Origin of the sequence: Terrabacter sp. GCM10028922, from assembly GCF_042666095.1 — a bacterium.
Taxonomy (GTDB): domain Bacteria; phylum Actinomycetota; class Actinomycetes; order Actinomycetales; family Dermatophilaceae; genus Terrabacter.
This window is the reverse complement of record NZ_JBHTFG010000002.1, coordinates 166,673-178,760: the sequence shown is the minus strand read 5'-3', so window position 1 is coordinate 178,760 and position 12,088 is coordinate 166,673. Positions and strand designations below refer to the sequence as shown.

9 protein-coding genes are annotated in these 12,088 nt (G+C 70.7%); 8 read left to right on the top strand and 1 reads right to left on the bottom strand.

Going from position 1 to position 12,088, the window contains the following annotated elements; translation table 11 throughout:
* Positions 1-319 precede the first annotated feature (319 nt).
* Complete coding sequence (gene aceE, locus ACFQU3_RS02230) at positions 320-3,091, top strand: pyruvate dehydrogenase (acetyl-transferring), homodimeric type (RefSeq protein WP_385905841.1); 2,772 nt, start codon at positions 320-322, stop codon at positions 3,089-3,091.
* A gap of 175 nt (positions 3,092-3,266) precedes the next feature.
* Here aceE and ACFQU3_RS02225 read toward each other — a convergent pair whose 3' ends face one another.
* Complete coding sequence (locus ACFQU3_RS02225; RefSeq protein WP_385905838.1) at positions 3,267-4,211, bottom strand: type IV toxin-antitoxin system AbiEi family antitoxin domain-containing protein; 945 nt, start codon at positions 4,209-4,211, stop codon at positions 3,267-3,269.
* A 252-nt stretch (positions 4,212-4,463) separates the two neighbouring features.
* Here ACFQU3_RS02225 and argG point away from each other — a divergent pair, with 252 nt between their 5' ends.
* The 7 genes from argG (at position 4,464) to fabF (ending at position 11,999) form a co-directional block, all read left to right on the top strand.
* A complete protein-coding gene (gene argG, locus ACFQU3_RS02220) occupies positions 4,464-5,888 on the top strand; it encodes an argininosuccinate synthase (RefSeq protein ID WP_385905835.1) in 1,425 nt (474 codons plus the stop codon).
* A gap of 53 nt (positions 5,889-5,941) precedes the next feature.
* Complete coding sequence (locus ACFQU3_RS02215) at positions 5,942-6,658, top strand: class I SAM-dependent methyltransferase (RefSeq protein WP_385905832.1); 717 nt, start codon at positions 5,942-5,944, stop codon at positions 6,656-6,658.
* A 92-nt stretch (positions 6,659-6,750) separates the two neighbouring features.
* Positions 6,751-8,064, top strand: coding sequence for a PucR family transcriptional regulator (locus tag ACFQU3_RS02210; RefSeq protein WP_385905831.1), 1,314 nt, complete (start codon positions 6,751-6,753; stop codon positions 8,062-8,064).
* A gap of 46 nt (positions 8,065-8,110) precedes the next feature.
* Positions 8,111-9,040 (top strand): ACP S-malonyltransferase, encoded by a 930-nt coding sequence (locus ACFQU3_RS02205; RefSeq protein ID WP_385905829.1) that lies wholly within the window; start codon positions 8,111-8,113, stop codon positions 9,038-9,040.
* Between the two features lie 145 nt (positions 9,041-9,185).
* Entirely contained in the window at positions 9,186-10,238 is a 1,053-nt protein-coding gene (locus ACFQU3_RS02200) for a beta-ketoacyl-ACP synthase III (RefSeq protein WP_385905826.1), read from the top strand.
* 127 nt (positions 10,239-10,365) lie between these two features.
* Positions 10,366-10,614, top strand: coding sequence for an acyl carrier protein (locus tag ACFQU3_RS02195; protein WP_385905824.1), 249 nt, complete (start codon positions 10,366-10,368; stop codon positions 10,612-10,614).
* A gap of 134 nt (positions 10,615-10,748) precedes the next feature.
* Entirely contained in the window at positions 10,749-11,999 is a 1,251-nt protein-coding gene (gene fabF / locus ACFQU3_RS02190) for a beta-ketoacyl-ACP synthase II (protein ID WP_385905821.1), read from the top strand.
* Positions 12,000-12,088 lie beyond the last annotated feature (89 nt).

Genomic DNA, 12,088 nt, shown 5'->3' with positions numbered 1-12,088 from the left:
GTCATGGCCGTGCGGCCTCGTGCTGTCCAGCGCACCCGTACCCGTCTCGTGCCCTCGGGCGCAGGTGCCTCGCGCCCTCTTCGCGGCATCTGCGCCACGACATCAGTGCACTGGCACCGACGCTACCGCGCAATGACGTTCCCACGCGCGCACTACGCGCGGGTCGACCCCAGCGGGCGCGACGGCATACGACATGGCGGCCCGTCCCGGTGCTGGACCCGAGTGTGACCACCACCACCGTTTGGTAGAGGATGGTTGGGAGCAGCGGCGTGGCCGACCGGTCACGCGCGCGGCGACGCGACGAGAAAGGACCCACGACGTGGCATCCGAGGCCGGACCGATCCTCAACGGCATCCCCAGTCAGCTCCCGGACATCGACCCGGACGAGACGCAGGAGTGGATCGACTCCCTCGACGCCGTCCTCGACGAGAAGGGCCGGACGCGGGCGCGCTACATCATGCTCAAGCTCATCGAGCGCGCGCGCCAGCAGCAGGTCGGCGTCCCGTCCCTGACGGCGACCGACTACATCAACACCATCCCGCCCGAGCGTGAGCCGTGGTTCCCCGGCGACGAGGACGTCGAGCGCGAGATGCGCCGCTACATCCGCTGGAACGCCGCGATCATGGTGCACCGCGCCCAGCGTCCCGGCATCGGTGTCGGCGGGCACATCTCGACGTACGCGTCGGCCGCGACGCTCTACGAGGTGGGCATGAACCACTTCTTCCGCGGCAAGGACCACCCCGGTGGCGGCGACCAGATCTACTTCCAGGGCCACGCCTCCCCCGGCATGTACGCCCGCAGCTTCCTCGAGGGCCACCTGACCGAGGCGGACCTCGACGGCTTCCGCCAGGAGAAGAGCCACCTCGTCGACGGCAAGGTCAAGGCTGTCCCGTCCTACCCGCACCCGCGGCTGCTCCCGGACTACTGGGAGTTCCCGACCGTGTCGATGGGCATCGGCCCGATGAACGCGATCTACCAGGCGCAGTTCAACAAGTACCTCCACAACCGCGGCATCAAGGACACCAGCCAGCAGGACGTGTGGGCCTTCCTCGGCGACGGCGAGATGGACGAGCCCGAGTCACGCGGCCTGCTGCAGCTCGCGGCCAACGAGGAGCTCGACAACCTCAACTTCGTCATCAACTGCAACCTGCAGCGGCTCGACGGTCCGGTGCGCGGCAACGGCAAGATCATCCAGGAGCTCGAGGCCTTCTTCCGCGGCGCCGGCTGGAACGTCATCAAGGTCGTGTGGGGCCGCGGGTGGGACCCGCTGCTCGCGGCCGACCGCGACGGAGCTCTCGTGCACCTGATGAACTCCACGAGCGACGGCGACTACCAGACCTTCCGTGCCAACGACGGCAAGTACGTCCGCGACCACTTCTTCGGTCGCGACCCGCGCACGGCCAAGATGGTCGAGAGCTGGACCGACGAGCAGGTCTGGTGGGACCTCAAGCGCGGTGGCCACGACTACCGCAAGGTCTTCGCGGCCTACCAGGCGGCGCGCCAGCACACCGGCCAGCCGACCGTCATCCTCGCGAAGACCATCAAGGGCTACGGCCTCGGCTCGCACTTCGCCGGCCGCAACGCCACGCACCAGATGAAGAAGATGACGCTGGACGACCTCAAGGCCTTCCGCGACAGCCTCCGCATCCCGATCAGCGACGAGCAGCTCGAGGCCAACCCGTACCAGCCGCCCTACTACCACCCTGGCCCCGACAACGACGTCATCAAGTACTCCGTCGACCGTCGCCAGAAGCTCGGTGGCACGCTGCCGAGCCGCCGCGTGCAGTTCGAGCCGGTCAAGCTTCCCGGCGACGAGGCGTACACCCAGGTCAAGAAGGGCTCGGGCAAGCAGGAGGTCGCCACGACGATGGCGTTCGTCCGGCTGCTCAAGGACCTCTTGCGCGACAAGGAGTTCGGCCCGCGCATCGTGCCGATCATCCCCGACGAGGCGCGCACGTTCGGCATGGACGCGTTCTTCCCGACGATCAAGATCTACAACCCCAACGGGCAGAACTACACGCCGGTCGACGCCGAGCTCATGCTCGCGTACCGCGAGAACTCCAGCGGCCAGATCCTGCACCTCGGCATCAACGAGGCGGGCTCGCTCGCGGCGTTCACGGCCGCCGGCACGTCCTACGCGACGCACGGCCAGCCGATGGTCCCGATCTACGTCTTCTACTCGATGTTCGGGTTCCAGCGCACCGGAGACTCGATCTGGGCGGCCGCCGACCAGATGTCGCGGGGCTTCCTCATCGGCGCCACGGCTGGTCGCACCACGCTGACCGGTGAGGGCCTGCAGCACGCCGACGGCCACAGCCCGCTCCTCGCGGCGACGAACCCCGCGGTCGTGCACTACGACCCGGCGTACGGCTACGAGATCGCGCACATCATGCAGGACGGCCTGCGGCGGATGTACGGCGAGGGCAACACGCCCGAGGAGTCGAACGTCATCTACTACCTCACGGTCTACAACGAGCCGATCCAGCAGCCGCGCGAGCCCGAGGGCGTCGACGTCGAGGGCATCCTGCGCGGCATGCACCGCATCTCCGAGGCCAACACCGAGGGCTGGACGCACGAGGCTCCCCGGGCGCAGATCCTCGGCTCGGGTGTCGGTGTGCCGTGGGCCCTCGAGGCGCAGCAGCTGCTCGCCGACGACTGGGGCGTGGCCGCCGACGTGTGGTCGGTGACCTCGTGGAACGAGCTGCGGCGCGACGGTCTTGCTGCCGACGAGCAGGAGTTCCTCTCCCCCGACGCCGAGAAGCGGGTCCCGTGGGTCACGCAGTGTCTCGAGGGCACGCAGGGCCCGGTCATCGCGGTCTCCGACTACATGCGCGCCGTCCAGGACCAGATCCAGCAGTGGGTCCCCGGCACGTTCGCCTCGCTGGGTGCCGACGGTTTCGGCTTCTCCGACACGCGCCCGGCCGCTCGCCGCTTCTTCCACATCGACGGCCCCTCGGTCGCCGTGCGGACGCTGCAGCAGCTCGCCAAGGAGGGCAAGGTCGACGCCGACGTGCCGCGCCGCGCGGCGGAGAAGTACCAGCTCGACGACGTCACCGCCGGCACGTCCGGCAACGCGGGCGGCGAGAGCTGACGCTCCCCCGCTGACGTATGCCGCTGGGCCCGGTTCTCCTCGGAGACCGGGCCCAGCGCCGTCCCCGCCCATCCCCCGCCGATCCCGGCCCGGCGCTCGGGTCACGGACTGCGTTTCGTTGCACGACCCGCTCCGCACCGCGCGGCACGTGACACCAAAGGCAGTCCGTGTGACTTCAGGCAGCGCGTGCCAGCGCGTCGAGAAGGCGGCCGCGGAGCCGATCCGGGTGGTCGAGATCGCCCCAGACGAGTCGCACGACTGTCCAGCCGGCCCGGCGGAGCGCGTCCTCCCGTTGCTTCTCCTCGAACAGCGTGCGCCGGTCGTCGTACTTGACGGCGCCGTCGAACTCGACGAGCACTCGTGTCCCGACGATCCGGAAGTCCGCACGGTAGAGCCGGCCGTCGACCACGACCTCGTGCTGTGGCTCGACCTCGAACCCGAGGGCCCGGAGAACGAACGCGGTGCGAGTTTCGCCCGGCGACTCGTGGCGGGCGTCGGCGTGCGGTAGGGCGCGCCGGACCGGACCGATGCCAGTGTGGTTGCGGAACAGCCCCACCGCTCGTGCCAGGGCGGCGGCCGTGACGTCACCGGAGCGAAGGGCCGCATCCGCCGGCACCAGGGCACTCTCCGGCCCAGCGAGCAGCCCCGTCTGGACGATGGCCAGGGCGAGCGGGATGGTGGCCGGTCGGACGTCGTACGCCGGTGCCGCTGCCACACGGATGCCGTCGACGCTCCGGTGGATGACGAGCCCCGGCCGGCGCACCGTGACACTGCGCCGGCGATGGCTGCCGTCCGACCGCCGGACCCGGTCATCGACGGCGGACGTGAGGTGAACCGTCGCGAGATCGGCACGGAAGGTGGGCAGTCGTCGGCAGACGAGCACGGAGTGGTGGCTGATCACCGCTCGGGCCCGGAACTGACGCCCGAGCGCCGATGCGGTGAGGCGGTGCAGCTCCTCGCCGGCCGGCATGTCGCCCTCGACCCCGGAGTACCAGCCCCGGCTGAGCCGGATGAGCTCCCCACGCGCGCACAACCGCGACAGAGCGTGACGATCGATGCCGTGGCGCATCGCGTCGGCCGAGGAGAAGATGCCGCCGGCTCCGAGCAGGTGCAGGTTCATGCCCGCTACCGTGACCGGGCACGCGCGTCGGTGCACGGGCATCGCATCGGGCTGTGCACAACGGGCTCGGTGTCACAGGGGGTGTGGATCGCGTGACGCGGCGCGCCTTGCTGCATGTGACGCGGTTCGGGGCGGGAACTGGCCGGTGCCCAGCGGTCCTTGGGCGCAAGCGCAGCCCGTGCGGCCGGCCGCCCGGCATACGGGCCAGGCCCGATTGGATAGGTATGCGCAACTGTGCATATACTTGCATCCGTGTCCAAGGTACTGACCTCCCTCCCTGTCGGTGAACGAGTCGGGATCGCCTTCTCCGGCGGCCTCGACACCTCCGTGGCTGTCGCCTGGATGCGCGAGAAGGGCGCGGTGCCGTGCACGTACACGGCCGACCTCGGGCAGTACGACGAGCCCGACATCGACACCGTCCCCGGCCGCGCGGGTCAGTACGGCGCCGAGATCAGTCGCCTCGTGGACTGCAAGACGGCCCTCGTCGAGGAGGGCCTGTCGGCCATCGTGTGCGGCGCTTTCCACATCCGCAGCGGTGGCAAGACGTACTTCAACACGACGCCTCTCGGCCGTGTCGTGACGGGGACTCTCCTCGTGCGTGCCATGCAGGAGGACGGCGTCTCGATCTGGGGCGACGGGTCGACCTTCAAGGGCAACGACATCGAGCGCTTCTACCGTTACGGCCTGTTGGCCAACCCGAGCCTGCGCATCTACAAGCCGTGGCTCGACGCCGACTTCGTCAGCGAGCTCGGTGGACGCCATGAGATGTCCGAGTGGCTGACGGCCCGCGACCTGCCCTACCGCGCCTCTGCGGAGAAGGCGTACTCCACCGACGCGAACATCTGGGGCGCGACGCACGAGGCGAAGACGCTCGAGTTCCTCAACGAGTCCATGGAGGTCGTCGAGCCGATCATGGGCGTCCGGTTCTGGGACCCCTCGGTCGCGATCGAGACCGAGGACGTCACGGTGCGCTGGGAGCGCGGCCGCCCCGTCGCCATCAACGGCCAGGAGTACGCCGACGCAGTCGCCCTCGTCGACGCCGCCAACGCGATCGGTGGTCGCCACGGCCTCGGCATGAGCGACCAGATCGAGAACCGCATCATCGAGGCGAAGTCGCGCGGCATCTACGAGGCGCCGGCCATGGCACTGCTTCACCTCACGTACGAGCGGCTGCTCAACGCGATCCACAACGAGGACACCATCGCCAACTACCACGCGGAGGGACGCCGCCTCGGCCGCCTCCTCTACGAGGGTCGTTGGCTCGACCCTCAGTCGCTCATGGTGCGCGAGTCGCTCCAGCGCTGGGTCGCCTCGGCCGTCACCGGTGAGGTCACGCTGCGTCTGCGCCGTGGCGACGACTGGTCGGTCGTCAACACGACGGGCCCGGCGTTCAGCTACCACCCCGAGAAGCTGTCGATGGAGCGCACCGAGGACGCCGCGTTCGGCCCGGTCGACCGCATCGGCCAGCTGACCATGCGCAACCTCGACATCGCCGACTCCCGCGCCAAGCTGGAGCTGTACGCCGCCCAGGGCCTCCTGGGCAGCCACGCGACCGAGCTCGTCGGCCAGCTGTCGCCCGGCGGGGCGGCTGCCATCTCGGCCAACCCCGCGGCCGTCGGCATCGACGAGCAGGACGACGCGCTCGACCGCGCCGCGATGGAGTTCGGCACCGACTGACCCACGGCGCTTCGGCGCGGCATTCGCGCTCGACGTGGCTAGGGTTTCCGGTCATGGACCAGAGCAGCCACCTCACCGAGCACGCTCGCGTCACCGAGCAGTACGCGTCGACCGACAACCTGCGCACGCGCCGCGACGTGTGGGGCCCGGGGCCGGCGGGCGTCTCGCCCGTCGACGTCCTGCGCACGACGGTCGTGTCCGCGCAGCCGTCACGGCTGGTCGAGATCGGATGCGGCACCGGCCAGTTCGCCCGCTCGGTCCTCGACGAGGCCCCGGGGACCGACTACGTCGCAACCGACCTGTCTCCAGCGATGGTCGACGCGACGCGTGCACTTGGCGTCACCGCCGAGATCGCATCGGCCGACGTGCTGCCTTTCGGCGACGACACGTTCGACGCGGCGGTCGCCGCGTGGATGCTCTATCACGTGCCTGATCTCGACGGCACGCTCCGAGAGCTGCGTCGGGTGCTGCGCGACGGAGGAACCCTGCACGTCGCGACGAACGGCGAGCAGCACATGGCCGAGCTGCTTCGCGCGGCGGGCGGGGAGCCCCTCGTCACGCAGTTCACGTCGGAGAACGCCGCCGAGGTGCTCGGCCGCCACTTCGAGCACGTGGCGCAGCGCGACGTCGAGACGCGCGCCAGCTTCCCCGACCACGCGGCCGCCCAGGCATACCTCGCGAGCTTCGCGCCCCACCTTGCCGAGGCCCTTGCGCCCTTCGACGGGCCGAGGTCGTATGCCGGCCACACCTCCGTGCTTACGGCCCACTGACGAGACCCGGGCGACCCGCGCACCACATGGCCGTCGCGCCGGTTTGTGAACGGCATACAAAGTCGTGTCCAGGGAGCGCCTAGGCTGACCACGTGAGCACGCGGTCGCGGCAGCACCCGAGCGAAGAGACCTCGCGCGCCGTCGAGCGCAGCGCGGGCGACCTCGCGACCCTCGCGTCGCGCCGGATGGAGGAGCACCTGCGGTGGTATCGCGAGCTCTCGGCCGAGGAGCGTTCGCAGGTGGGGCTCGTCGCGCAGGCCGGCATCTCGCAGTTCATCGCATGGTTCCACCAGGAGGAGAGCCATGCGCCGTCGGCGATCTCGATCTTCGCCAATGCGCCCCAGGAGCTGACCCGCACGGTGAGCCTGCGCCAGACCCTCGACCTCGTGCGGACCGTCGTCGACGTCGTCGAGTCGCGCGTCGAGAACCTCGCCGGGCCGGGTGACGAGCAGCTGCTCCGCGAGTCCGTGCTGCGCTTCTCGCGCGAGATCGCGTTCGCCGCAGCGGAGGTGTATGCCGGTGCGGCCGAGGCGCGCGGGGCCTGGGACGCCCGGCTCGAGGCCCTCGTCGTGGACGCCGTGCTCCGTGGCGAGGCGGACGACTCGATGCAGTCACGGGCCAGTGCGCTCGGCTGGGGCGACGTCGCCGACGTGACCTTCGTGGTCGGCAGCACCCCCACGGCGTTAGCCGGCGCGGTGCCCGCCGTCGACGACCTGCGCCGGTCGGTCCGCCAGCACCACGTTGAAGCCCTCGCCATCGTGCAGCGTTCGCGCCTCATCGCCATCCTCGGCGGCACGCGGGACGCGACCCGGGTCGTCGAACAGGTCGCCGACTGCTTCGGCCCGGGCCCGGTCGTCGTCGGCCCGACCGTCCCACACCTCTTCGCGGCGGGGCGCTCGGCGCGGGCCGCACTGAGCGGGCTGTCCGCGGCGGCGGCCTGGCCGCACGCCCCCCGCGTGCTCGAGTCCGACGCCGTGCTGCCGGAGCGCGCCCTGGCCGGCGACGCGCCCGCTCGGCGCATCCTCGTCGACCGCATCCACCGGCCCCTCTCCGCCGCGGGTCACGCTCCCCTGCTCGACACGGCCACGGCCTATCTCGAGAGCGGCGGCTCGCTGGAGGCGTCGGCGCGAGCACTCTTCGTGCACCCCAACACGGTGCGCTACCGGCTCGGGCGCATCTCCGACGTCACCGGCTACGACCTGTCCACGCCGCGCGAGGCGTGGACGGTGCGCATCGCGCTGGCGCTCGGGCGGCTGTCCGCAGCCCCAGCCACGACCGGCCCAGCGGGTATGCCGTCCGCGACGTCGTCGGTCGCCGAGCCGACACGCCCGGCCCATGGCCAGCATGGCCCCGTCGACGCCCCTGTTTTGGAGGAATCCTCCAAACTATCCCCGGCGACTTCGTGACATTCGGTGGCGAGGTCCTCACCGGTAACCGGGAAAGGTTGAGCACGTGCTAGCGATCGTCTGCCCTGGACAGGGCTCCCAGACCCCCGGCTTCCTCGCCCCGTGGCTCGAGCTCGACGGCGTGCGCGACCAGCTGACCGCGCTTGGCAACGCCGCCGGCCACGACCTCGTGGCCCACGGCACCGAGTCCGACGCCGAGACGATCAAGGACACGGCCGTCGCGCAGCCCCTCATCGTCGCTGCCGGCCTCGTCACGGCCGCCGCCCTCTTCCCGTCGCCGGACGACCTCTCCGGCACCGGTGCCGTCGTCGCAGGGCACTCCGTCGGTGAGCTGACCGCGACAGCCCTCGCCGGCGTCATCACCGACGAGCAGGCGATCTCGCTCGTCGCGACGCGCGGACGCGCCATGGCCCAGGCCAGTGCCGCCACCCCGACCGGCATGGCCGCCGTGCTGGGCGGTGACCCCGAGGAGGTGCTCGCGACCCTCGAGGGGCACGGCCTGACCCCCGCCAACATCAACGGTGCCGGACAGGTTGTCGCCGCCGGCACGCTCGAGCAGGTGGCCGCCCTGCGCGAGGCGCCGCCGGCGAAGGCGCGGGTCATCCCGCTCCAGGTCGCCGGCGCGTTCCACACCCATCACATGGCACCCGCGGTCGAGGCCCTCGCCGCCGCAGCGGCCGACGTGACGCCTGCGGCCCCCAGGGTCCGGCTGCTGTCGAACGCCGACGGCGCGACGGTGGACGACGGTCCCGACGCACTCGACCGGCTCGTCCGCCAGGTCAGCAACCCGGTCCGCTGGGACCAGTGCATGGAGACGATGCTCGCGCTCGGCGTCACCGGCCTGCTCGAGCTCGCCCCGGCGGGCACGCTCGTCGGCCTCGCCAAGCGCGCGATGCCGGGCGTCGAGACCCTCGCCGTGAAGACGCCCGACGATCTCGAGGCGGCCCGCACGCTCGTCGAGGCCCACCGCTCATGACCACCGCCCGCATGACTGGCGCGCCGACCCCCACTGGGGGCAGGCTCGTGGTGTGGACCCCGTCCGGCGGCCACCCCGTCTCCCGTGGTTCGCTCCCGCTGCCGATCCCCGACCACCTGACCCCTCACCCTCGAGAAGGCCTCACGTGACCTCCCCCAGCACCGCTCCGGCACCCAAGGGCACCGGCACCCTCGTCGACCACGGCGCCCCGCGCCACTCGAGGATCATGGGTGTCGGCGCCTACCGCCCGGCTCGCGTCGTCATGAACTCCGAGATCATCGACAAGATCGACTCCAGCGACGAGTGGATCCGTGAGCGCTCCGGCATCATCAGCCGCCACTTCGCGGCCGAGGACGAGAGCGTCATCGACATGTCCGAGGCCGCCGCACGCCAGGCCCTCGAGCACGCCGGCGTCTCCGCCGAGCAGATCGGCTTCGTCCTCGTGGCGACCGTGACGCATCCCTACCAGACACCAGCGGCCGCACCCGAGCTCGCCTCGCGCCTCGGCTCGACGGCGCCCGCGCTCGACATCTCCGCCGCCTGCGCCGGCTACTGCTACGGCGTCGCCATGGCGAGCGACATGGTCAAGGCCGGCTCGGCCGACTACGTCCTCGTCGTGGGCGTCGAGAAGCTGAGCGACTTCACCGACCCCTACGACCGGGGCAGCGCGTTCATCTTCGGCGACGGCGCCGGCGCCTGCGTCATCGGCCCGAGCGACACCCCGGGCATCGGCCCGACCGTGTGGGGGTCCGACGGCACCCAGCGCGACGCGATCACGCAGAAGCAGGCCTGGACCGACTTCCGCGAGTCGTGGCAGACCGTGCAGGCCGACAAGAACGCGTGGCCGGCGATCGGCATGGCCGGCCAGACGGTCTTCCGCTGGGCCGTCTGGGGCATGGCGCCCGTGGCCCAGCAGGCCATCGACAAGGCCGGCATCAAGGCCGACGACCTCGATGCCTTCATCCCGCACCAGGCGAACATCCGCATCATCGACGCGATGGTCAAGCAGCTCAAGCTGCCGGCCGACATCCCCGTCGCCCGCGACATCGTGACCACCGCCAACACGTCGGCGGCCTCGATCCCGATCGCGACGACGCGCATGCTCGCCGAGAAGGAGATCCCGAGTGGCGGCCTCGCACTTCAGATCGGCTTCGGCGCCGGTCTCGTGTACGCCGCCCAGGTCGTCGTGCTGCCCTGAGCCGGCCTCGAGCCGCGCTCAGCAGCAACAGCTCCCGCCGGTCCCGACGGGTCATTCGGGCCACGGAACGACATCCGCCTCCGGATGGCAGATGCAGACACCAACGAACAACACAAGGAGCAGACAGATGGCTCAGTCCGAGCAGGAGATCCTCGAGGGTCTCGCCGAGATCGTCAATGAGGAGACTGGCCTCGACACCGCGTCCGTCGAGATGGACAAGTCCTTCACCGAGGACCTCGACATCGACTCCCTGTCGATGATGACGATCGTCGTCAACGCCGAGGAGAAGTTCGGCGTCCGCATCCCCGACAGCGAGGTCAAGAACCTCAAGACCGTCCGCGACGCCGTCACGTACATCGGCGGCGCGCAGTCCTGACAACGGGCTGACCGAACGCACCGTATGCCGTCCGGCCCACCGGGCAGCGCCCCCCGCCGGACGGCATACGGAGTCCCACCCCGCACCACCCGCACAGCCAGCACCACCACATCGACTCAGAGGAGCACGTCACCATGACGAGCAATCGCGACCGACGCGTCGTGGTCACCGGTCTCGGCGCCACGACGCCCTTGGGCGGCACAGCCGCCGAGACCTGGGAGGCCCTGCTCGCCGGACGGTCCGGCGCCCGCCCCATGGACTTCGACTGGGTCTCCAAGTACGAGCTCCCGGTCACCTTCGCGGCGACGATCGCCACGAAACCCGAGGAGGTCCTCGCCAAGGTCGAGACGCGCCGCCTCGACCCGTCCAGCCAGTACGCCCTCATCGCCGCGCGCGAGGCCTGGGCCGACGCCGGCAAGCCGGAGGTCGACCCCGAACGCCTCGGCGCCGCCATCGGCTCCGGGATCGGCGGTGTCTGGACCCTCCTCGACCAGTGGGACAACCTGCGTGAGAAGGGACCCCGCCGCGTATACCCGCTCGCGGTCCCCATGTTGATGCCGAACGGCCCCGCGGCCGCGGTGTCGCTCGACATCGGTGCCCGCGCCGGTGCCCACACGACCGTCAGCGCGTGCGCGTCGGGTGCCGAGAGCATGGGCTACGCCATCGACATGATCCGCACCGGCCGCGCCGACGTCGTCGTCGCGGGCGGCACCGAGGCCGCCGTGCATGCGCTCCCGATCGCCGGGTTCGCCGCGATGCAGGCGCTCTCGACGCGCAACGACGAGCCGGAGAAGGCCTCGCGTCCCTACGACACGGGCCGTGACGGCTTCGTGCTCGGTGAGGGCGCGGCCGTCATCGTCCTCGAGTCCGAGGAGCACGCGAGGGCGCGTGGCGCCCGCATCTACGCCGAGCTCGCGAGCGTCGGAATGTCGGCCGACGCGCACCACATCACGGCCCCCGAGCCCAACGGCTCCGGTGCGTCCCGCGCGATGCTGTATGCCGTCGAGCGGGCCGACCTGTCGCCGACGGACATCATCCACATCAACGCGCACGCGACCTCGACGCCGGTCGGCGACGTGGCCGAGTACAACGCGATCAAGCGGGCCTTCGGCGACCACACCGACAACATGTCGGTCACTGCGACGAAGTCGATGACGGGTCACCTGCTCGGTGCAGCCGGTGCCCTCGAGGCCGTCATCACGATCCAGTCGGTCTACAACCGGCTCGTGCCGGCCACGATCAACCTCGACGACCAGGACCCCGAGATCCCGCTCAACGTCGTCACGGGCCAGCACCAGAAGCTGCCCGACGGTGACATCGCCGCCCTCAACAACTCGTTCGGCTTCGGCGGGCACAACGTCGCCCTCACCATCCGCAGCATCTGAGGGTTCAGCAGGCAGCCCACCGGGAAGCCCTGCGGCAGAAGGCCACCCGGCCGTGGTGCACCACGGCCGGGTGGCCTTTGTCTGACATG

What these genes read in the sequence shown, in the direction of transcription:
- ACFQU3_RS02225 (WP_385905838.1), bottom strand. Translation starts at nt 4,211, where the DNA reads ATGAACCTGCACCTGCTCGGAGCCGGCGGCATCTTCTCCTCGGCCGAC.
- fabF (WP_385905821.1), top strand. Translation starts at nt 10,749, where the DNA reads ATGACGAGCAATCGCGACCGACGCGTCGTGGTCACCGGTCTCGGCGCC.
- ACFQU3_RS02215 (WP_385905832.1), top strand. Translation starts at nt 5,942, where the DNA reads ATGGACCAGAGCAGCCACCTCACCGAGCACGCTCGCGTCACCGAGCAG.
- ACFQU3_RS02195 (WP_385905824.1), top strand. Translation starts at nt 10,366, where the DNA reads ATGGCTCAGTCCGAGCAGGAGATCCTCGAGGGTCTCGCCGAGATCGTC.